We start from the raw sequence: 22878 nt of genomic DNA on the forward strand, positions 1-22878 counted from the left end.
TATTGTTTATTTCATTATTTATGGATATCACTAGGGTATATGAGAGAAATATTAAGAAATAAAATAATCGCCGTTTGTGAAAATAAAATAGAAAAAAAAGGGACGAATGTTGGCCTCTCATTTTATGCGTTCTTCGCGAATAAGAATGATGAACCAGCGTTATTAATGGAAGCTGCACAATGGTGGATCATGACGCATAAATTGGATCACTTTGAGAAAGCGGTGAAAATAAAAGCGCTGGTGGAATCGGAGTATAGCGTTAGCTGTAATACTTAGTTTTAACCTCTAAAGGAAGATTAATGAAAAATATAAAAGTGGCTGTTGCGCAAATCGCTTCGGTTGACGGTAATGTAGCGGAAAATATAGCTGTTCATATGAATGCTATTGAAAAAGCTGCATCTGTAGGTGTTTCATATATTGTTTTTCCTGAGTTATCACTGACAGGTTACCTGCCTGAATGTGCCTCCAATCTTGCTTTTACTGTTGACGATAAGCGCCTTCAACCACTCATTGATATTGCAAAACTAAACAAGATAACAATAGGGGTTGGTCTACCGCTGTTAACGACAGGACTGCCACATATTGGTTTAGCTATTATTTATCCAACAGGACGAGTAGAAAGCTACGCCAAAATGAATTTACACTCCGGTGAAGAGACGTATTTTTCAGTTGGCGATAAGCGACATAGCTTTCAACTGAGTAATATAACGGTCGCTAATGCTATTTGTGCTGATACTAATCATATTGAACATGCTAAAGGGTGTGCAGAACTCGGTGCTGATGTATATATGGCGAGTGTGTTAATCACGGCGGGGGGTTATGACGCCGATACTCAGTTGATGAGCAGCTATGCTCGGGAGTTCAATATGCTCGTAGCAATGGCTAATCATAATAGACCTACCGGTAATTGGGATCCAGTAGGCAAGAGTGCGATTTGGACAAAGTCAGGTCAACTCATTTGTGCTGATGAAACTCAAAATGCACTTGTCATTGCTGAACGGAAGGATAACGACTGGATAGGCCAAGTCATTAACCTTTAATCCATCATAGTGTTCACATCAGGGCTAAAGCTTGTCGTTTCAGTCGTTTTAATGAGTGGTATTGAATTAAAAAAACGCATTTTATAATCTGTATCTTGATTGTTATAAGTCGCGCGAACTGACAGTGCGACGCGGTGAATGTTGTTGGGATAAAACAACCAACTGCGCCAGGTATTCGCATCGTCAATACGGTGAGCTGCAAAGCTTAATTTAATGTTTTCAATACAGCTGATGTTTTTCTCCTGGTAGTTTTCCGGCAGGCTGAAACTAAATTCTTTCAACGGGATCGACAAACCTAACCCCCACGCTTTGATGTAAGATTCTTTTAATGTCCAATAATCAAAAAAACGACTCGCTTGCTGCGCTATTGGTTGGGTGAGTAAATCCTCGACCTCAACTTGAGAGAATGAGTGCTTCGCAATACTTAATACATCACTTGTTCGGCTGGTATTTTCTACATCACAACCAATATCGTCATTAAGCATTACCGCGCAAATGATCATATTGTCGGTGTGGCTGATATTAAAACGTAATGGCAGGGGTGGGTTAACAATCTCGGGCTTATCTTTTTCACCTTTGACAAATTTCCAGTCTGCGGGTGGCACATCAGCATAACGTGATAACAAATCACGGACAAAAGCGCGGGTTATTAATGCACTGTGGCGATCTTTTTCAAAACGAAATCGTTGCTGTTTTGTCGTTTCTTCTGGTGCTAACAGGCGACTATAAGCACGTAATAATTCAGGTTGTTGGATTCTTTTCGGGTCTACTGACCACAGGTGAATTTCATTCGTATCTAATGTTAGTTGATCTGTTGAAAGCACTATTTATTCCATTGAGTGACGAGGTGTGAACTAATTTAGTTATCTTATCATGATATATATAATGAACATAAATCAACCTTGATTTTGTGCTACTCCCAATGTTGGCAATATTTTTCGTATTGGTGGATGCATTAAGGCATGAGTACAGGGAAGATAGAGAGAATAGAGCTAAAAGCCATCAACAGCTTTTAGCTCGTATTCGTTTATAAAAAGTACCTAGAAAAAGTACCGTTAGAATGGATACCAGAACAATTCTGTTGCCATAACACGTTTGATAATCGCTAACGTTACTACCAAGGTAATTAACCCCATCACAATGTAATCTTGTTTAGACATTGGTTTTAAGCTGTACCACGTACGCATTTTATTATGACCAAAGCCACGTAGTGTCATTGCATTCGAAATCTCGTCTGCGCGATCTAGGCTTGAGAAAATTAATGGCCCTAAGATCTTGGCCACATTTTTAATACGCGACAGTACAGATACATTCTTTGATAAATCCACGCCACGTGCCTGCTGTGCATGCATGATGTTAACAAAATCATTCTTCACATCAGGTAAATAGCGTAATGTTAAGCTTACTGCATAGGCAATTTTATACGGTACACCAAGGCGGTTTAAACTTGCAGCAAACTCAGTCGGATGTGTAGTAAAGACAAATACCAACGCAATTGGGAACATACTGAAATACTTCAGCGTTACCGTCAGCAGGTAATACAAGGTTTCTTGTGTCAGGGAGTAATTTCCCCAGAGCGACAACAAAACGGTACTTGAACCTATATATTCAACGCCTTGCTGTGGTGCTAATAAGAACATAAACAATGCGTTCATAGTGAGCACACTTGCCGTGGCAATGAGCAAAGGTTTGTAAACCGGAAAAGGCACCTTAGTTAATTTAAGCAAGGTACAACCTGTAATGATTAGCGCGAGAATAAGGCGTAAATCAAAGGTTGTTAACACCACTGTTACCCAAGCTAAAAACAAGACGAACTTAGTGACACCATTAAGCCGATGTAGGGCTGAATTGGTATTTACATAGTTAATACCAAAATCGATTTTTTTAGTTTTATTGATGTTACTTTTGTTGTTAGGAAAAGTATTCTTAATCGTGTTTTTATTCATATTGTTTTTATTATTTGTGTTGCGCGTCATTATGAAGGCGTCACTTCAGATTTGATAAATTGCTGCATAAAACTATCTGTATTTTTGATACCAACAGCATTTGCAAGGGTATACAGGCTCGTTACTTTTAAGTTTGCACGGTCAAGTAGCGCAGGGTCGCTGAACACTTGAGAAACCGGGGCATTGGCAATTAATTTGCTTTCTGCAATAACAATCGAACGCGTGGTGTATTCTAACACTAAGTGCATATCGTGAGAGATGATAAGAACAGTAATACCCAGCGTTTTGTTTAGTGTCTTAATAAATGACAGCATCGATGTGTAGTTACGATGATCTTGTCCTGCGGTTGGTTCGTCTAAAATAAGTAATTCAGGTTCTAATGCTAAGATAGAGGCAATGGTTACGCGTTTTTTCTGACCATAGCTAAGTGCTTCAATTGGCCAGTGACGGTATTTAATTAAGCCGCATAAACCCAGTACGTATAATACTTTTTCTTCAACAAATGCTTCGTCATGACCACGGTTACGTAGACCAAACGCCACTTCGTCAAAAATCATATGATTAGAGATCATGTGATTTGGATTTTGCATCACAACGCCAATCTTTTGAGCCCGCTCAAAGATAGATAAGTCAGCAATATTTTCACCATTAAGCTTAATACTACCGGTATCTGGTGCGATAACGCCCATAATCAGTTTGGTGATGGTTGATTTACCCGAGCCGTTCTTACCTAAAATAGAAACGAATTCACCACGATTAATGCTAAACGAAATACCTTCAAGGGCATTCTTTTCGCCAGTATAAGAATAGGTTAAATCATTGATTTCAATTAATGTATCGTTTATATGGGGGTGAACAATAGGGGCTTGCGCATGAAACCAATTGGTTAATGGCGTTTGATATTGTTTCAGATCCATCTTTTCAATATAAGCTGGATTATTAGTCGTTAGAATAGGGCAGTTTGCTGCTTTTAATGCCGAGATATAGAGAGGTTCACGAATACCATGAACCTGTAGTAACGGCGAAACAATTATTTCGTCCGGAGACATATCGGCAATGATTTTGCCTTGTTCCATTAAGATCACGCGATCGACATGGCGGTGTAGTACATCTTCGAGACGATGCTCAATAATGATAACGGTTTTGCCAGTATCTCGATGCAGCTGATCGATAATTTCGATAGTGGCTTTACCTGTTTTTGGGTCAAGGCTAGCAAGGGGTTCGTCGAATAACAAAATGTCTGTATCATCAATTAAAATACCCGCTAATGATACACGCTGTTTTTGACCACCTGATAATGCATACGGTGAATGATCAAGTAACTCATCAAGATCAACCATCGCGGCGGTTTTCTGCACGATAGACAACATCTCCGCTTGAGAAATCATGTTGTTTTCAAGCGAAAATGCAATATCTTCACCAATGCTCAAACCGACAAACTGGCTGTCGGTATCTTGTAATACAGTGCCCACTGCCTCGCTATAATCCTGCATACGTAACCCTGATACCTGCGTACCATTGATGGTTAAGGTACCAGACAAGTCACCTTTTATCGCATGCGGAATCAGACCGTTTAAGCATTGCCCAAGGGTTGATTTACCACTACCACTTGGACCAATAATGACGATTTTCTCTCCTTTCTCTATCCTTAGATTTATGCCTTTTAGTGTCGCTTTTTCCTGCGAAGCATATTTAAAAGAGAAGTCAGAAAATTCGATAGTCATTTTTGATTAATCCTCGGTCAGATTACGGCTTTGTTTTTTACGCTTTGCAAACGCAGTCAGTAGAATGTAGCCAACAATACCAATTAATATCGTATTGCCTGCTGCAATGATCGTTAATTGCGTCATGACTTTACTGAACGGTTCTGCGTAAAGAATGCTATCGAGTAGTGCTGATACGCCATAACCGACGGTATTACCGACTAAGGCAAGTACAACAAAGAGTGCCATATCTTTCATCGAGAATTGCCCTTTTTCTAAACGACCTTTTGTCAGTTTAGGGAATAATCCGATGATAAGGCCCACAATACCCGAGCCTAATACCCACGTTAACCAAACACCCCAGCCAGAGAATAAATCAGTAACCCAATGACCTATAAATCCTACTAAGAAACCAACAAATGGACCAAATAATACCGAGAAGAGAGCAAGCACTGCCATCGCAGGTTTAAGCGTAGTGTTTGCAAACACTGGTATACCAAACATAGGTAGTCCGCCGATGCCGTATAAAGCAGCACCAATTGCAATCACAACAACCGTTTTAGCTGAAAGATTCATAATAAGCCTTGGGATAAATTAATACGAAAAATTAAAGGTGCGAATTGTACAGGAATACAGACTATTAAGGAAATAATTGTTGTTTTTCTCAATTATTTAACATTTTAATCGTTTATTGTGTAGATATACGGCGGATGTGAAAAGTAAGCATGGGTTATAGAACTGATTTTAAAGTATATGAGGTGATGGCAATAGAGCCTATTTATGTCGTTTTACATTTTTTAAAGCCATACAATTACTATTCCTCGACTATAATAGAAGGTAATAACGATGTATGACTCTAATTCTGAATGAATTCCGTTTATGATGAATTTGTAAGATTAGATGAGGTATATGTAGGATAGTATAATGGAAGATAAACAGTCTTTGTATACATGTTTTCAAGGTGTCGGTATTGTTTTTGGCTTTATTTTTGTCAATGATTTAGTGAATGAACGTTGGTTCGATGTTGGGCTTATGTTTGTCGTTATGGCGATTTTATTAGTCGCAGTAGCTAAGATGTCAAAGATTGAATAAGATCTATTTTCAGAGATGGCTCAGTATTTGAAACCATCCCTGACTATTTATCGACGACAAGATTCTTTAGGTGTTATCTATCAGTGTATTTAGCAAGATAGAAATCAAAATTATTATTAATGAAAGTACTATAACCAACATAAACGTCGTTACCTTTACGAACAATATTACCTGTGCGTTGCTGCACTTCGTATCCGGTATTCGCAACCGCTATTAATACTCCATCGTTAGTATATTTTTCATTATTGCCATTACCAACAACAAATATTCCCCCGTTATCGTCAAGGTTAATTGCACTAATTTCCCCTTGTTGATTGCTCACATGCCAAATAATATCGCCGTTCGCTTGCATCTTAATGAGATCTCTATTTGAGGCATCTGAAAACGCGATAAATAATTCATCTTGTGCATTCTTTTGGAGAATAACAGGGCCAGGTAGCGCATAACTGTCCTGGTTACCATATACGTTATTACGCCACAATAGTTGACCGTTAGTATCAATTGATTGAATTTGTAGATCGCGATCTTTAGTCATGATGATCGAAATAATAGAACCGTCAGCTAAAACAGTGGTTGCAGCTTCTGCAAATGTGTCTTCAGTTTGTGGTTGTGTCCATTCTAATTGGCCTAATGCATTGTACTTACTCACGCCTTTACGGCCAGAAACATACATATTATTATTTGTATCGAGTTCAATATCCCAAGCCTGTTGGTCTAAATGTTCGATGTTTAATTGTTGTTCACCGTCAGTATTAAAGATCTGAGTATTAAGCCCTGTTACATAAAGTTTGTTATTTTTAAGCTCAAGATCTCGAACGTCATATTCATTACTGATTATTTGTTCCCAAATTAAGCTTCCATCGGTAGAAAACTTAGCGAGCAGTGATGCGCGAGGTCCTTGGGCATTGTTTTGTAGATAGGCTGTTGCAGTGATATAGATGTTGTCTTCATCATCGACAACCATCGCCGTTATATTTTCATCACTGCGTGATAATCCGTGAGTCACATCATGCTCAACCGTCCATAGTGTGTTACCAGATGTACCGTATTTTACTAATAGCATGTTTTGAACTCGATCACTGCCTGTTCTAATCGTCTCTCCAGCTTGGATTATATTACCGGCACTATCGATCGCTTGTGCAGACAACCATTCTACTGTTGTTTCTTCCGTTTTACTGTTGTCGTAAAATTTAACCCAATCAGGTGCAATGAAAGTGACATCGCAACCACTTAAAGATAGGGCTGCTACTAATAAACTGGTTTTAATTATCGAATTTTTCATTGAAATGTCCTTGTTGAATGAATTCATTAGTTTGACAGCAAACAGCACCAAAGAGAGTTTTTACTCTAATACTCATATACAATAGCAATAAACAAGAGTTGTGACAATGAACTCAAATCCATTTAAATCATGTGGTTATGTCGTTTAAGATGGTTGTAGTGTATAAGATTTTGATGATGATTTTATATAGTTATTTGCGGTGTTATTTGCGTGAAAGTAACTGATTGGTGTCTTTAATAAAAAATGTTGTAAATTATGGATACTTGGTGAGAGATTTATCTCGCAGATAAATAATGCTTATACTAAAAAACCTAGTGAATTAATCATCACTAGGTTTTTATTTAAGCTGGTCTTGTAAGGTTCGCTACTTAGCTAAACAAACTTGTTGCTTCAACAGGGTTTTGCTCAACTTCGTATAAATATTTTTCTTTAGATTCGTGAGAAAAATAAGGTTCAACTAACATGATAATACGCAATACGATACGCTGTGTAATTTCTTGAAGATCGTAATCTTCTTCAGCTAACTGCGTATCTAATGAGTTCGTCGCAATTAAACAGATCGTATCAGCCATCGAACTTTGCTGTGCTTCTGTCATTTTTATTTCACTGCTCTCATTTAATGACACAAGCATTTTTAAGAAAAAGCTGTGATGGTTATGAACTAAACGCATAAATCGTCGTTTTAGCAATTTGTTTTCATCAAAAATAACTTTCATATCACGATAGAAGAAGGAGTATTGTTGAATCAAACCGACGTACACATTTAAGTATGCCCAGTAATCTTCAAATGCTTGTACATCATCTTCATAAAATGACATAAGTTTATTGATTGCTGCTTCATATTCGTAGAACAACTCGGTGAGTAATTGTTCCTTGCCATTGAAATGATAATATAAATTACCAGGGCTGATCTCTAAAGCGTTGGCAATTTCAACCGTGGACACTTTGACGTGTCCGTATTGGCTGAACATTTCTAAACTACACTGTAATATCCTATCGCGTGTTTTCATCACTTTTTCCTAAACTGATGCTAATACAGTTTTAGTCTCTGTATCAGTAGAAATAATGTCGGTTGGTGGTGTATCAACACGGCTGATTTTTGGTTGCTGTGTTACCGGCGGAGTTTCAATATCGGTAGTATTTTGTGCGTCTGCTAATATTTGTTCGATCACAGCTAAGCTTTGTTGCTTAATATCGGAGTTAGCATTCGCTATTGCTAATAGTGCAATTTGTTCTGAAACCGAGATTGATGCACTTTTTAGTACTTCGTTTTCAAGTTCAATAAATGCTTTATTGATATAATCAGCAAGATCCGCTAGATCAGGTAGCGCAGAACGGCATGATACTAAGCCGACATTGATCAATCCGTTGTAGCTATATAACGTAATGTTTAAAGACATTCCTGGTGGAAGTACCGAAATAGGGAAGCATTGATCCATTTTCGCACCCATCATATATAGGGGATGTTGTGGGCCTGGAACATTTGAAATTAGCACATTACCCATTGGCGGTAATACGGTATCCAAATTGAAAAATTCGCTAACGACAGCAAGGCCTTGGCTTGCCATTGTATAGCTTGTTAGTGCTTCTTTTGTGAGTAAACGTGTTTCATTTTTTAATTTGATACACGAATCTTTAATTGTCATTAAACGTTCAAGCGGTGATTCACCATGATAAGCTAATTCAACTAAGCTGATTGCAACTTGATTGTTGGTTACGGTATCGCTAGCGTCACGTAAGCTCATTGGCATTTGTGCAACAAGCGGTTTTTTAAGTTTAAAACTCTTGCTTTCAAGATAGTTATGAATAGCCATATCACAGATGGTTACAACTACATCATTGATTGTTGCGCCTGTCATTTTACCTATGCGTTTAACACGTGTTAACGACAGAGCTGAAACAGCTGCACGGCGCGCACGTTTGGGACTCACAGAGAAAGGTGTTTTAGGCGCCATAAACGGTGTTGGCATATCCGCTTTATACACATTTGCGGCTTGGAAAAGCAATTTTGTTGTTAGTTTAGTCAGTGATGGGATTGACTTAACTTGGCCTGCCAGTTTCTTGGACGTTTTTGTGAGTGACGAAAGCATACTATCAAGCTGTTTTTCTTTCTGCTCAAGTTCAATATTCCAAAATGCTGTCATTTGCGCATCAGTATCTTGGCTTAAATACGACATTAATAGTTGATTGGCTTTTGCGCCGTCAGTGAACGCGTGGTGTGCTTTTAAATAGATAGCGAATTTGTTATCTTCTAAGCCATCAATCAGAATCATTTCCCATAAAGGTCTATTTCTATCTAATAGTGTTTCATGCTGATGTTCAACAAAGTGAAGCAGCTGACTTTCATTGCCTGGTTGCGGTAGCATTGCAAATCGTACATGGTAAGAGAGATCAATATTGTCATCTTCTTTCCAGTAATATTGTCCAGTGAGCTGTTTTTTCAGTTTTAAATTAAACGGTTTCTTAATTTCGTCCTGCGACATTAAGGTGTCGAACAGATCTCGAGTAAAGTTGCCTTCGTAATTTTTAGGCGCGGTAAAAATTTGTAATCCGGCTACATGTTTAGGACTGGCAACTGTTTCTGTGTACAAGAAACCCATATCAACTAGCGTTAGTGCTTGCATGTTATCTAATCCCTATGCAGTAAATCCATAAAATAGAGTGTTTAGATATTTAGCTCTACTTTTTCATTTGTCTATAACTATATGGGTATATGTTAGTCCCTTGTCTTACATTTGTAAATAGTGACAAAGTGTTAACTTAAATCTTAAGCATATGAAAATAGTATTAAATGTACTATTTTTTGTGTTACACCTACTTTTTAATTGGCGATTTGTTAAATCTTAATTCGCTGGAGATATACCACGAAGGCAGTATATAAAAAGGGTTAGCTTGATAGTGTTAATAACACTTCCATATGTTAGCGGTAACATAGTTGGCTTTGTAACATAGTGAGGTATCTGGTAAATATTAATAATTATTTTATTGAATCCTATTGACGAGCTGTTTAAGTTGGGAAACCGACTCGATCTATAAATTGCGTTATAAGTTGGTTGTTTTGAAACAATGAGTAAAGGTAGAATGCGAGGGGAAATGGCTCGTAATGGATGATGTTGTAGTGTTTAAGTCTTTATTGTGTTTTATGTTGTTGGTATTAATTTCAGGTTGTAGTCAGCAGGTAGCAATAAAACCTTCAGATCCTACAATTGCAGTTAATCGACCAACACCAGAACTCGACTATGTTCAACGTCAGTTACTCGCACAATATAAAGATTGGTATGGGACGCCTCATCAATGGGGTGGGATAAGTAAGAGTGGGGTAGATTGCTCTGGCTTAGTTAAGCTGATCTTTAAACAGCAGTTTTCTATTCATCTTCCTCGTACGACTGCCGAACAAGTAAAAGTCGGGTATTCAATTAAACGCCAGCAATTAAATACTGGTGATCTCGTGTTTTTTAAAACAGGGGTTAATGTACGTCACGTCGGTATTATGGTTGATGACTTGCAATTTTTTCATGCATCCAGTAGCCGTGGGGTAATCTTATCTCGTTTGGATAATCCATATTGGAACCGCCACTATTGGCAATCAAGAAGAGTTGATTTATAAATGATGGAACAGAAATTAATTAAAGTTATTGTTGGGTCTAAAAATCCAGTGAAGGTAAATGCTTCACGTACTGTTATTGCTCAACTGTATCCCGAGCATATTGTGGAATGTGATGGTATCGACGCACCTTCGAATGTCCCAGACCAGCCCATGGATGCCTCTGAGACACGTGAAGGGGCTATTAACCGCGTTAAATATTGTAAACAGAATGCAGATGCCGATTTTTATATTGCAATCGAAGGTGGCGTTGATTTACTCGACGATGGGCCTGCAACATTCGCATATGTTGTTATTGCTAATAAAGAACAACAGTCGGTAGGACGTAGCGCTGCGTTACCATTACCTGCACCCATTTATCAATCATTATTAAACGGAGAAGAATTGGGACCAGTGATGGATAAATTGTTTAAGACAGTCAACATTAAACACAAAGGAGGGGCGATTGGTTTGTTAACGAATGGGCATGCAACCCGCGAAAGCAATTATACCCAAGGACTGACATTAGCAATGGCCCCCTTTTTATACCCTGATCTTTATAACCAGTGATCTTTAATCGTTCATGATTTGTATCGCTAATATTCTTATGTAAATAGTCACTTATATACGTACTTACTTTGATCTAGCTATCATCTTAGATTGTTATTTAAACGCTTTGTAATTTAGTGTGAGTAAACATAATAATCGCTATTGATAATCATTCTCAATTGGGGTTATTATGAATATATGGAGCTATAGCGCGTTTATAAGGGATTAAATCATGTCTTCTAAGGTTAATTTAAGTATATCGAGTTCGAAACTTGCAGAGCTGATTCAGGCGGGTCATCTTTGTGCGGCTGATCTCAACTGTTTAGACCCAGAGTCTAAGCGGCAAGTTTGGCAGCTTTGTTTATGGAGCTGTAATAAACGAGTGCATTGTACTAAATCATGTACACGGCAGTGTAATAGTGATGATTGCGAAGGAACTAAAACGCGTACCGCTAAGATAGAAAAATCAGCATTAATCACAGTTAATGCTGATTAACCGTTAGATTATAACTGTAATTTTTTAAACCGTAGTTGTTTTATGAATGGCATTAATAACGGTGTTATTAATGGTAATAATATCCCGACGATAATGAGCGAAAAGGCAATCATCTTGTTTATGCCTAATTGTTCGTTATAAAAGATGACCGATCCTAATAGAGCAAAAATAGGCACTAATAGTTTAAATGGACTCATCATACTGAGCGGGTATTTAATTAGCATTTTGTTCCATACCCAATAGCCTAATAAGGTTGTTGGATAAGCCTGAAACAAGACAGAGCCAAAAGCTGTTGGATTGAGTTTCGTGCTTAACTCGCTATAAAGATTAACGCCATTGACGATATATGCCATAGTAAATAACGGCAGCGGTGCAAAAAGGCAAGACCAAGCGACAAAAGCAAACATATCTTTAATATTCAATTTTTTAACCATTAAGCTAATGATGCTCATGCTTAGGGCGCCAGTGAGTGCAAATACAAAACCGATTAAGGTAACCGAACCATCAGTAATATTGGCAATAAAGATAAGTCCCACTAAGGTCAATACGAGTCCTATTTTTAAACTCGTATTAATGCGCTCTTTTAGAAAGACGATACCCATCAGTACGCTAATAAATACGCTGAACTCGAGTATCAAACTCGCTGTTCCAGCCGATAAACCTGAATAAATAGCCATAGACATCATACCCCACAGGCCAACTCCAAATGTAATGCCATAGAGTGCGAGATAACGCCACTTGACATCCGGCTTATGAACAAACAAGACCGCTGGAAATGCTGCAAAGGTGAAACGTAGCCCTGTTAAAATAAAGGGGTCTATGTTGTCCACACCCGCTTTAATCACGGAGAAATTGAACCCCCATAGACAAGTTACCGCGATAATGATGAATAAGTGAATAGGTGCTATTGATCTTCCGTGCATATGAATACTCCGTTGTTTTATTGTTTGACTAGTATGTTGCTTTCACAAATAATAAACAGATGCAGTTTTTGTTATTTTTTAGAGTACAGTTTTAATTTTGATGGGGAGGGAAGGATGACCGCACGTTATATTACAATTTCAGATAATATTATTAACGACATTGATAAAGGTATATTACTTGTCGATAAACGAATGCCGTCGTTACGGCAGTTTACCCAGTTGCATAATGTGAGTATGACAACAGCGAATAATTGCTATCAGCGTTTACTCGATTTAGGTTGGTTGCATGCAAAGCCGCAAATTGGCTATTTTATTACTCAGCCTTTGAATAAACAAAATACCCCAATATATCCTCAATTCAACGCTCAAGTTGCAAAGCCTAAAGTTGGTCAATTCATTGATCAAGGATTACGTGGTCCATTTTATACCGCGCAACTGCCTGCTGAGTTGTTACCTCAAGACATTTTGAATCGCTGTTTGCGACGTGCCAACCAAAAAGTTGGTTCAGATCTATTTGCATACCCTGATTATCAAGGTGACATGAGCTTACGTACCGCATTAGCCGATCATTTTACGCAACAGCACTTTCCTTTAACGGCGGATCATTTGGTTGTTACCAATGGTTGTATCGATGCTGTGCGTAGTGCCATTGAAGTCACGACTAATCCAGGGGACACGGTCGCGATTTCATCACCTTGTTTTAATGGTTTATTGAACTTACTTGAAAATATGGGGCGACTAGTGCTTGAGATACCTTGTTATCAATCACAGCTAGATTTAGAACAACTTGAATCTATACTCAAAGCTAAGCGTATTTCTGCGTGTTTATTTAGCGCTAACCATATAAATCCACAAGGGTTTTGTTTAAGTAATCAACAAAAACAACGTATTGCTGAGCTTGCTGCTGATTACCGAGTGCCTGTTATCGAAGATGACATTTATCTGGAGTTAAGCTATTCCAATACTACGCCTTTACCAATTAAGTATTGGGATAAATCTGGCTGGGTATTGTGGTGTAGTTCGGTATCTAAGACGATTGCTGCAGGGTATCGTTTGGGATGGTGTGAGCCCGGGCGTTTTTTTAATACGTATTTACACTTGCGGAGTGTGCAGTTTTTCGGTGTTAATAATATCGTTCAACATACGGTATGCGAGTTTATTAATACAGGGAATTATGCAAAACACCTTAAAAAATTAACGCTAACCCTAGCGGCACATGCACGGCAGTACCATAGTTTACTACGGGAATTACTCCCCAAAAATACTAAAATCAGTGTTGCCGAAGGTGGTATGGTTATTTGGTTACAACTCGATAATATGGATAGTCAAAGCGTATTAAATGAAGCGTTGAAAAAAGGGATTTCTTTTCGTGCTGGGAGTGAATTTACCACGCTTGATTATTATCAAAACTGCTTAAGATTAAACATAGGCTGGCCGATTGTTAAAAATGAGAAAGACAGTGCTGAAAAACAAGCACAATCGTCAGCCTTGAGAGAGCAACTGGTGCTCTTGTGCGGGCTTATTAATGAAGATGTCATAAAGAATCAGCATTAATTACAATTAATGCTGATTGATTTAATCGTCCTCTATCCTTCATTTAATACATCTGTTGCTGTGCCATTGTAGACCTCGGCAGCCAGTAATATGGATTCATGCAGGGTAGGATGGGCATGTACTGTATGCGCAATATTGTCTGCCGTGAACTTGTTGTGAATAGCTAAACAAATCTCACCAAATATTTCATCGGCATTGTTACCCATAGTCCCGCCACCGATTAATGTGTTGTCATCAGTATTAAAGATTAATTTAGTGAGACCATTGGTATTTACGTCCGTATTCGCGCGACCAAGTGAACGCCATGGTATGTTGATCACTTTATAATTTAACTCACAGTTAGCGAGTTGCTTTTCTGTCCAGCCTAACCATGTCACTGTCGGGAAGCAGGTTGCCATGAAGGGATGGGTTAATAAATCGAGTTGTGAGTCGGTATCGTCAGTAATAAATATCGCATCATAATCCGTGTCCTTCAGCATTTTATTTTTGCTGGTTACGGATAGCTGAACATGATGATCCGTGCAGTTAAAAGCGGTTATTTCTGCTTGTTGTTTTATTTTGAAAAGCCGTTTTACATAACGCTGAAAGGCTTTATTGATGTCTTTATCTAGTTCTGGAAATACTTCATCGCCAGTAATGAAGATATCAACGTTCGAGCCTAATGCTTGGTAGATGGTCGCAATCTCAATCGAGTCTATACCTGCACCAATGACAGCAAGTTTTGTCGGAATGAATTGTAGAGCTGCGGCTTCATTGTAATGCCAAATACGTTTATTGCCTGCAGGGCTCAGTAATTTACATTCTTCAGTGTATGGATTTGTTTTCGTCGATTCGACCGTGTCAGTTAGATTAGTTACGTAACCTGGATGATTAAAGTAATATTGGCTTTCAAGTTGATCTAATTTACGTTGAATCGCAACAAGATCAATATTTGGTTCTAAATATTCAATACCTTGGTTTTTAGCCTCTTTAATACTCCGAATTGATTTAGCAATATTCAGTAGGGCATGAGTCCGGATCATTGTAGTATTGCAATTTTGTGGTTGGCTCGTGTTCATTGACTGTCTCTCTCTTGCAGAGCTGTTTAATTAATACCAAGTACCCATTTGTAGGTGTATCTAAGCAGTTTATTGCGAGTTTAACAATGTTTACCTCACTATTTAGCTTTATAAGTAAGTATTAATGGGTAGATCTGTTAAACTGATCGCATCATTATCAACAGATGAAATAATGACTATGAATAGACGTTTGTGGACGCCATTAATATCTTCTGTACTGATTGTAGGTAGCTTAGGGGGTTATTATTTATTGAGCGATTATCAGCGCTTAGAGACGCAGCAAGCGGTAATCGCTGCTGCCCCTTTCGAGCAGCTTTCTGTGCTAGAAATAAGTGATAAGCGTATTTTAAACCTTCAAGACAAGCTTTATGATGATAAGCAAAATGCGACGCTTTGGTTTCAACTTGGTAATGCTTACCTGTATAACGGCGAATATGACAATGCTTTATTAGTGTTTGATTATTCAATAAAATTAACACCTAGCCCAACGGCCACGCTGTATTCAGCAAAGGCTTCTGCATTATATTATGCGGGAGGACAGCATTTAACGGTAGAGGTTGAAGCATTACTTGAGCAAGCATTATCACTCGAAGTCAATAATCAAACGGCATTAATGATGTTAGCGTCAAATGAATTTATGAATGTGCGTTATCAACAAGCAATCGACCTTTGGGTACAGTTGCTTGACTCTGATCAGCAAGGGTTAGATAGAGTATCAATTATCAATTCAATTAATCAAGCTAAACAATTTATTCGATAACAACTGATAAAATAGTATTTATTAAATAAAAAATGCCAACATTATGTTGGCATTTTTGTTGTACTTTACGAATGACTAATAAGTCGCTTCGCGTTTTTCTGCTTCAGCTTCCCATTTTGGTACAAGTGTTTTCAAGAATTCAGCTTTCTCTTTATTCATCTTGTCCATATCCATACCAAGAGCTTTTTGTGCAAGCTCTTTTGTTGAGATATCAGGGATCGCTACTGGTTTTGTAATACCTTTCTTAGCAAGTAAGCGAACCAATTGAGTTCGTGCATCTGTTGCACGATCTAACGCTGTACCTAATATGCGTAATGCAACTTCAGGAGCATGCATGTGCACACCATGAGAGGCAATTGCATAATCCCAGCGCCATTGTGCATGACGGATGTTAAGTTGGATCTCATCCATTTCAGCTTGTGTTGCGCCGACATCCCAAGCTGCTTTTGCTTCAAAGTGCGCTGCAACGATTTGTTTTTCAGCCAGCAGTTTCATTTCTTGAACTTGCTGTTTACGCGTTTTAACAACATCTTGTAGCATTTCTTTCGTTTGTGTATGACAGTTTGCACACGTATCTTGGAAACGGTCAAATGGGTTACCCACTTTATGATCCGTGAACACTGTTCCGTCTGCGTTTTTCACTTTAGGCATATGACAATCAACACATGTTACGTTGTTTTTACCGTGAATACCTTCGCGCCATGTTTCATAACCAGGGTGCTGTGCTTTTAACATTGGTGTTTTAGACAGCTTGTGCGTCCAATCTTTAAAGCCAATTTCGTCATAATATTCTTCCATTTTGTCAACAGAAGTACCTTTATCCCATGGGAATTTAACGGCTTTTGTTGGACCAGTGAAGTAGTACTCTACGTGGCATTGCGCACAAACTTGCGCTTGTTGATCAAGACGACCTTGCTCTGCAAATGGCTTGCCAATTGCTTCCATTGCTCGTTCAACGTGTGGACGAGTCAGTTTTAGCGCCGGTTCACCATTTTTAAATGCGTCACTACGGGTATCATGACAATCGGCACAACCAATTGCATTGACCACTTCAGCGCCACCTTTAGCCCATTTACCCGAGAAGTAAGCATTTTCACCGTTTTCTTCAATAAAGCGTGCTACGTCAGGGCCTTTACAACTCCAGCAAGACATGACCATTGGGCCACTCTTCGCATTCGTTGGTCCACCTGTGCGTAAGGTATTACGAATGTCATCAATTGCATAGAAATGACCACGAGCCTTATTATAGTCTTTAGAAAAACCATAACCTGCCCACATGATGACCATATTCGGATCATCTTGTAATGCATCTTCTATTTCTTTACTTTCGCTGGTCGCTTTCCAGGTTTTATACTGATCTGGATGGGCTTGTTCGAATTTTTCATTACGTGGTTCTAATCTTTCTGATACTTGACCAGCAGCAAATACAGTACTACTGCTAGCACCAAGCAATAATGTCACGAGCAGAACTGCAACGCCTGAGGCTGGTTTTAGAGTTTTATATATACTAGCCATGTTGTCTCCAATTATTAATTATTTAGATTGACCAAGCGTTGTGAGGGTGGCAATAAAATAAGAATTGGAAATGTAGTTATATATTTTAATTTAACCTTTCATATCTGAAGGGTTATTTTAAAACATATAATGACGTTATTTAAAATATCTCAAACCTACCTATATATAAATACAAATCGAACGTTACCGTCGTGTTTATTGTTTTTGATCAATATGCTTAAAGCTAAGCCTTGTGATGCGAATTAATAATAAGAATATAATCTTGGAATGGGTGCTATACACTAAATGACACACGTTGACATTTATTTACATTTAAATAACAACTCATGCTGCCTTTAAAACAAAGGGTTACAGCTTTGTTGATGTATATCTCAAATATAGCATTAACTCGTTATAGGTATGTGTTATTTGTTTTTAATTTTTCTATTTTAAAATATAGTGAATTCGTTAAGCGTTGTGGCTGGCATATATAAATAAGAATTATTCTTAATTAGAATTAGTGTTATTCAGTAAAATAAATAATTGTTAAGTTAAAATTACTTTTAATTTAAAAACTTTGTTTTGTTTGAATGATTAAACTAACGAAAATTAAAATGTATTTTAATTTAAGTACATTTTTATAATTCTCATAGAAGGATGCAAAATGGGTAATGTAAAATTAGCCATACGTACAACGATTAGCTTTCTGCTGTTCATATGTATCTATGGTTTTAATTTCAGTGTTACTGCAGAGTCGTCAGATCGTCAGAACCTTGATCCGAATACTGACAGCCGACATGAAGTAACGTTTATTCGTGACAGTGATTATGCGTGTACGCAATGCCATAAAGACTCGAAAGAAACACGACAAGGTACGCATGGTGAAAAAGTCGTCGCAGAAATTGGCCGAGACCTTAAATGTGTTGAATGCCATAATTCGATTGGTCCAGACCACCGCGAAAATCCCTCTCAAGTTACCAAGTTCTCTGCAGCTCAATCTCAAATCGGCACACATAAAACCCTGCTAGATTTTGACGCTATCTTAAAAGCAACAGGCAATTGTACTGAATGTCATACATCAGAACGATTACAAGAAAAGACCTGGGTGCATGACGTACATGCGAAGAAAGCCACTTGTTCATCTTGTCATGTGATTCATGCCGATGGTGAAAAAGAAGGCATGCAAGCGCTAGAACGTAAGGCTCAAATTGCGCAATGCGTCGATTGTCATAAAGACTTTAACTTTAAAAAAGATAAGGGAGAATGATATGGCCTGTTCTAGACGAAACTTATTAATTGGTGCTGGTGCGGTTATTTTTACTACTGGCGTATCTACAGTCGCGTTCGGTCAAAAATCATTAGTCGCCACACAAGTTGATGGTAATAAACGCTACGGTATGGTTTTTGATGAAACGGCTTGTATTGGTTGTACTGCATGTACAGATGCCTGCCGTGAAACAAATAATGTGCCAGAAGGTGTTTCTCGCTTAAAAATAGAACGTAGCGCGGCGATGGGTGAGTACCCAGATGTTGACTACACATTTAGCCGTATCTCGTGTCAACACTGTGATAACGCGCCCTGTGTGACAGTTTGTCCAACGGGTGCGTCGTATGTTGATCTAAAAACCGGCATTGTTGATGTGCATGGCGATAAGTGTGTGGGTTGTGGCTATTGCTTAGCTGCATGCCCGTATCAAGTGCGCTTCTTCCATCCTGAAACGAAATCTGCAGATAAATGTAACTTCTGTCGTGATACCAACCTAAAAGCCGGTAAATTGCCTGCTTGTGTGGAATCGTGTCCGACTAACGCACTGACCTTTGGTGATCTTAATGATCCAACGAGTGAGATAAACAAAGTGATTGCAAGTAACGCTGTTTACCGTTCGAAAGTAGAGCTCGGTACCGAACCGAAACTGTATAAAGTGGCAGACACAAAAGGGGAGATAAAACGATGAATACATTTATAAGTGCTTTTACGTTTGATTCTTTAGTATGGGACTGGATCATTGCTGTGTACCTGTTTTTAACCGGCATGTCAGCAGGGATGGTATTAATTTCTATCCATTTGAAACGTAAGGTGATTGAAGGTAAAGCGTCAGCTAATGGTATTATCAAAGCAACCGCAATTTTAGCGCCGTTGGGGATCATGTCAGGCTTAACCATTCTGATCTTTCACTTAACTAAACCCTTAGCGTTTTGGAAGATCTTAGTTTACTTTAACCCAACTTCTGTTATGTCGATGGGCGTGATCTTATTCCAAGTTTATATGGTTATTCTATTTACTTGGATCGCGGTGATGTTCAAAGAAGAGTTAGCGACATTACTTCAGAAGCTATTTAAAGATCGCCTTGCTTTTGTTAATCCCATTGTAGATAAAATCGCTAAATTCGAGAATGCGTTAGAGCTATTTTTAGCACTGCTTGCTGCGATGTTAGCCGCTTATACTGGCTTTTTATTATCGGCATTGAAAAGCTATCCGATGTTAAACAACCCTGTATTACCAGTGCTGTTTATCTTCTCGAGTGTGTCATCAGGTGCTGCGGCGTGTTTAATGCTGGGTGTTGTTGGTTTTAAAGAATCATTCCATAGTAAAAGCGTTAAATGGATCCACAGTATTGAACGTCCAGTTGTTGTGTTCGAATTGTTTGTGTTACTTACTTTCTTCACTGGTCTTATTTTTGGTGGTGGTCAGAAAGAAGCGGCGGCAATGGCTGCAATTGGTGGTGGTTTTTGGGCATCATGGTTCTGGTACGGGGTAGTTGGCACAGGTATGTTGATGCCATTCGCGTTAAACTTTTTTGTGCCAGCTCAGTCGCGTCATAACAAAGTGTTTGTATTGTTAGTGACATCACTCAGTCTTGCAGGTGTGTTAATGCTACGTACGTTTATTTTGTATGCGGGACAGATGACGGTCGTTTAGCGAGTGTTTTAATGACTTGAGTATAAAGTAAGAGGGTTCATTAGGGCTCTCTTTGTTTTCCTATTATTAATGGATCCATTTATGATCCCAGAAATTGCATTATTTTCGCTTATCCTTGGTACCTTATGCGCTATTTTAGGTGCCGCTATTCCTTTGTTTGGCATTGCGAGTAAACAACCGCAACTTAGCCGTTATTCATGGCCACTGAGTTATGGCGCATTTATCGCGGTGGCGACGTCAATTGGTCTACTTGCTTATAGCTTCACCGTGGATGATTTTTCTGTTGGTTATATTGCTCAACACTCTAATTCACAGCTGCCCGTCTTTTTTAAGATTGCCGCGGTATGGAGTGGGCATGAAGGATCATTATTATTTTGGGTGTTTTCTCTGTCTGTATGGTCTGCGGCTATTGCCTTCGTTAACCGTAATCATAACCAGGTTTTTATCAGTCGAGTATTAATTGTTTTAAGCCTATTAACGGCAGCGTTTGGCTTATTCACCTTGTTGGCCTCAAACCCGTTTTCACGTTTGTTTCCTGTACCAATGCAAGGACGAGATTTACATCCGATGTTACAAGATATTGGCCTTATTTTTCATCCACCACTGTTGTATATGGGTTATGTCGGATTTTCGGGTGCGTTTGCTTTTGCGGTCGCTGCGTTAACGATGCCAGATATTAATATCCCTTGGCCAGAGTGGAGCCGAACTTGGACGCTTGCAGCTTGGGTTATGCTAACGGGAGGCATCGCACTTGGCGCTTGGTGGGCTTACTATGAACTGGGTTGGGGAGGCTGGTGGTTTTGGGACCCGGTTGAAAATGCGTCATTGCTGCCCTGGTTAACAGGTACTGCATTAGTACATTCATTGATAGCCAGTGAAAAGCGTCAGGCCTTGATTAACTGGAGTTTACTACTGTCCATATTTACATTTAGCCTAAGTTTACTGGGTACATTTGTGGTTCGATCAGGGATCTTAACATCAGTGCATGCATTTGCAGTAGATCCAACTCGTGGACTTGTACTCTTGGTGATCCTAGGTGTTTGCGTGGTGGTACCATTAACCTTGTTTATGTTACAAAACGGTAAGATTAAACCTTTGCGATTACGCAGTATGGTTAGTCGAGAAGTATTGTTTTTAATGCTAAATAGTTTGCTGGTGGTTGCAACATTATCGATATTGCTCGGGACTTTTTATCCGATGGTATTCCAAGTATTTAATCTTGCGAGTATTTCGGTTGGTGCGCCTTTCTTTAATGCCGTATTTGTCCCCTTGGCATTGTTATGTTTTGTGTTAATGGGTGTTTCACCCTTTATACATTGGAAAAAAACCAACTTTAATGGCATAAACACGAAGCTGGTATTAGTTTGGGGATCTTCTATTGTCGTCGGCTCTGTGGCTAGTTACTTATTTAATGATAGCTTGTCAGTGTTTGTATCACTGGTATTGATATTGTGTGCTGCAGTGGCTATGTCGAGTTTATTTGGCGGCGTGAGTATTCGCCATTTAGGCATGACTGTTGCGCATGTTGGTGTCGCTATTACAGCTGTTGGAGTACTGCTTGTCAGTTACGAATCGGCAGAAGTAAGTGCCAAAATGAGTCCTGGTAGTTCTGTAGTTTTAGGCGATATAACCGTTAACTATATAGAGACTGAGTGGTTGGTCGCGTCTAATTATACCGCAGAGCAGGCGGTACTTGAGGTCGTTGATAAGGACGGGCATATTGTACAATTGAAACCACAAAAACGCTATTATCCAGTCCGAGTGATGAATATGAGTGAACCTGCTATTCATTCTAGTTGGCTACGTGATATCTACATCACCATGGGTGAGAAAATAGGCCGTCATTCATATGCAATTAGAATACAAAATAGAGCGTTTATTAATTGGCTATGGACGGGAAGTATAATGATGATGCTTGGTGGCCTGTTAGCAATAGGACAACGTTATGCTAAATAATAAAAAGTAAGTTAATAATCAATATAAGGACGAAGTAAAATGAAGTTATCATCGGTGTATTTGTTTATTTTTATCATACTAGTTGTATCGCCTCTATCTGCACAGTTACAAACAGAAAATAACATATCATCGAGTGTTGAATCACAGCAATCGGTAGAAATATTTGAGTTCAATTCTGTTGGTACTCAAAATCGGGCCATTAACTTAGCACGCCAATTACGTTGCCCTCAATGCCGAAACCAGAACCTGATGGAGTCAAATTCCCCAATAGCCAAAGATTTGCGACTTAAAGTGTATTTGATGGTGAATGAAGGGAAAACCGATCGACAAGTGATAGATTTTCTTACTCACCGTTTTGGTGATGTGGTTTTGTATAAACCTAAATTTGAACCGAGAACTTATGTATTGTGGCTTGGACCCTTGTTTCTTATTATGTTATTTGGTTGGTGTGGTTATCGAAAAGTAACTGTATCAATAGCTAATTAATTTTATTTTACTTATATATTAATTCTAAACCTTGAA

At 38.7% G+C, this 22878-nt stretch carries 23 protein-coding genes; 13 read left to right on the plus strand and 10 right to left on the minus strand.

The features are described 5' to 3' along the window. Positions 1–39: 39 nt before the first annotated feature. Entirely contained in the window at positions 40–276 is a 237-nt protein-coding gene (locus tag HWV02_RS09970) for a DUF6500 family protein (protein WP_211690366.1), read from the plus strand. A gap of 23 nt (positions 277–299) precedes the next feature. After that, entirely contained in the window at positions 300–1040 is a 741-nt protein-coding gene (locus HWV02_RS09975; RefSeq protein ID WP_211690367.1) for a carbon-nitrogen hydrolase family protein, read from the plus strand. On the opposite strand, the gene HWV02_RS09980 is transcribed toward HWV02_RS09975, so the two are convergent. From HWV02_RS09980 to HWV02_RS09995, 4 genes are all read right to left on the minus strand, one after another. Continuing rightward, entirely contained in the window at positions 1037–1864 is an 828-nt protein-coding gene (locus HWV02_RS09980; RefSeq protein ID WP_255550643.1) for a 4'-phosphopantetheinyl transferase superfamily protein, read from the minus strand. The genes HWV02_RS09975 and HWV02_RS09980 overlap by 4 nt on opposite strands. Positions 1865–2095: 231 nt before the next feature. Next, entirely contained in the window at positions 2096–2986 is an 891-nt protein-coding gene (locus tag HWV02_RS09985; RefSeq protein ID WP_255550644.1) for an energy-coupling factor transporter transmembrane protein EcfT, read from the minus strand. A 29-nt stretch (positions 2987–3015) separates the two neighbouring features. After that, a complete protein-coding gene (locus tag HWV02_RS09990) occupies positions 3016–4710 on the minus strand; it encodes an ABC transporter ATP-binding protein (RefSeq protein WP_211690369.1) in 1695 nt (564 codons plus the stop codon). A 6-nt stretch (positions 4711–4716) separates the two neighbouring features. Next, positions 4717–5265, minus strand: a complete 549-nt coding sequence (locus HWV02_RS09995) for an ECF-type riboflavin transporter substrate-binding protein (RefSeq protein ID WP_211679515.1) — start codon at positions 5263–5265, stop codon at positions 4717–4719. A 348-nt stretch (positions 5266–5613) separates the two neighbouring features. Here HWV02_RS09995 and HWV02_RS10000 point away from each other — a divergent pair, with 348 nt between their 5' ends. Next, entirely contained in the window at positions 5614–5781 is a 168-nt protein-coding gene (locus HWV02_RS10000; protein ID WP_211690370.1) for a hypothetical protein, read from the plus strand. A 73-nt stretch (positions 5782–5854) separates the two neighbouring features. On the opposite strand, the gene HWV02_RS10005 is transcribed toward HWV02_RS10000, so the two are convergent. The 3 genes from HWV02_RS10005 to HWV02_RS10015 form a co-directional block, all read right to left on the minus strand. Next, a complete protein-coding gene (locus HWV02_RS10005; RefSeq protein ID WP_211690371.1) occupies positions 5855–7063 on the minus strand; it encodes a hypothetical protein in 1209 nt (402 codons plus the stop codon). 368 nt (positions 7064–7431) lie between these two features. Further along, positions 7432–8073, minus strand: coding sequence for a TetR/AcrR family transcriptional regulator (locus HWV02_RS10010; protein WP_211679518.1), 642 nt, complete (start codon positions 8071–8073; stop codon positions 7432–7434). 9 nt (positions 8074–8082) lie between these two features. Further along, complete coding sequence (locus HWV02_RS10015; protein ID WP_211679519.1) at positions 8083–9687, minus strand: wax ester/triacylglycerol synthase family O-acyltransferase; 1605 nt, start codon at positions 9685–9687, stop codon at positions 8083–8085. Positions 9688–10166: 479 nt separating this feature from the next. On the opposite strand from HWV02_RS10015, the gene HWV02_RS10020 reads away from it, so the two are divergent. From HWV02_RS10020 to HWV02_RS10030, 3 genes are all read left to right on the plus strand, one after another. Then, positions 10167–10670, plus strand: a complete 504-nt coding sequence (locus HWV02_RS10020) for an NlpC/P60 family protein (RefSeq protein ID WP_211690372.1) — start codon at positions 10167–10169, stop codon at positions 10668–10670. A 3-nt stretch (positions 10671–10673) separates the two neighbouring features. Further along, entirely contained in the window at positions 10674–11216 is a 543-nt protein-coding gene (gene yjjX / locus HWV02_RS10025) for an inosine/xanthosine triphosphatase (RefSeq protein ID WP_211680146.1), read from the plus strand. Between the two features lie 211 nt (positions 11217–11427). Then, on the plus strand, positions 11428–11691 hold the full coding sequence (locus tag HWV02_RS10030; RefSeq protein ID WP_211675196.1) for a hypothetical protein: 264 nt from the start codon (positions 11428–11430) through the stop codon (positions 11689–11691). An 8-nt stretch (positions 11692–11699) separates the two neighbouring features. Here HWV02_RS10030 and HWV02_RS10035 read toward each other — a convergent pair whose 3' ends face one another. Next, positions 11700–12614: an EamA family transporter gene (locus HWV02_RS10035; protein WP_211690373.1), complete on the minus strand. Its 915-nt coding sequence runs from the start codon at positions 12612–12614 to the stop codon at positions 11700–11702. Positions 12615–12728: 114 nt separating this feature from the next. Between HWV02_RS10035 and HWV02_RS10040 the strand changes: the two genes are divergently transcribed. Continuing rightward, positions 12729–14168: a PLP-dependent aminotransferase family protein gene (locus tag HWV02_RS10040; RefSeq protein ID WP_211690374.1), complete on the plus strand. Its 1440-nt coding sequence runs from the start codon at positions 12729–12731 to the stop codon at positions 14166–14168. 32 nt (positions 14169–14200) lie between these two features. Here HWV02_RS10040 and HWV02_RS10045 read toward each other — a convergent pair whose 3' ends face one another. Further along, entirely contained in the window at positions 14201–15226 is a 1026-nt protein-coding gene (locus tag HWV02_RS10045; RefSeq protein ID WP_255550645.1) for an NAD-binding protein, read from the minus strand. Between the two features lie 124 nt (positions 15227–15350). On the opposite strand from HWV02_RS10045, the gene HWV02_RS10050 reads away from it, so the two are divergent. Next, positions 15351–15986: a tetratricopeptide repeat protein gene (locus HWV02_RS10050; RefSeq protein WP_255550646.1), complete on the plus strand. Its 636-nt coding sequence runs from the start codon at positions 15351–15353 to the stop codon at positions 15984–15986. Positions 15987–16061: 75 nt separating this feature from the next. On the opposite strand, the gene nrfA is transcribed toward HWV02_RS10050, so the two are convergent. Further along, positions 16062–17501 (minus strand): ammonia-forming nitrite reductase cytochrome c552 subunit, encoded by a 1440-nt coding sequence (gene nrfA, locus HWV02_RS10055; RefSeq protein WP_211690375.1) that lies wholly within the window; start codon positions 17499–17501, stop codon positions 16062–16064. 643 nt (positions 17502–18144) lie between these two features. On the opposite strand from nrfA, the gene nrfB reads away from it, so the two are divergent. The 5 genes from nrfB (at position 18145) to HWV02_RS10080 (ending at position 22842) form a co-directional block, all read left to right on the plus strand. After that, positions 18145–18747, plus strand: a complete 603-nt coding sequence (nrfB, locus tag HWV02_RS10060; protein WP_211690376.1) for a cytochrome c nitrite reductase pentaheme subunit — start codon at positions 18145–18147, stop codon at positions 18745–18747. Between the two features lies 1 nt (position 18748). Beyond that, the gene (gene nrfC, locus HWV02_RS10065) at positions 18749–19435 is read left to right on the plus strand and encodes a cytochrome c nitrite reductase Fe-S protein (RefSeq protein ID WP_211690377.1); all 687 of its coding nucleotides are present in this window, start codon (positions 18749–18751) and stop codon (positions 19433–19435) included. Then, positions 19432–20400, plus strand: a complete 969-nt coding sequence (gene nrfD, locus HWV02_RS10070; RefSeq protein ID WP_211690378.1) for a cytochrome c nitrite reductase subunit NrfD — start codon at positions 19432–19434, stop codon at positions 20398–20400. Before nrfC ends, nrfD begins: the two co-directional genes overlap by 4 nt. A gap of 81 nt (positions 20401–20481) precedes the next feature. Next, the gene (locus HWV02_RS10075; RefSeq protein ID WP_211690379.1) at positions 20482–22356 is read left to right on the plus strand and encodes a heme lyase CcmF/NrfE family subunit; all 1875 of its coding nucleotides are present in this window, start codon (positions 20482–20484) and stop codon (positions 22354–22356) included. 39 nt (positions 22357–22395) lie between these two features. Continuing rightward, on the plus strand, positions 22396–22842 hold the full coding sequence (locus HWV02_RS10080; protein ID WP_211690380.1) for a cytochrome c-type biogenesis protein: 447 nt from the start codon (positions 22396–22398) through the stop codon (positions 22840–22842). The last annotated feature ends 36 nt before the right edge of the window (positions 22843–22878 follow it).

The organism is Moritella sp. 28, assembly GCF_018219435.1.
Classification (GTDB): domain Bacteria; phylum Pseudomonadota; class Gammaproteobacteria; order Enterobacterales; family Moritellaceae; genus Moritella.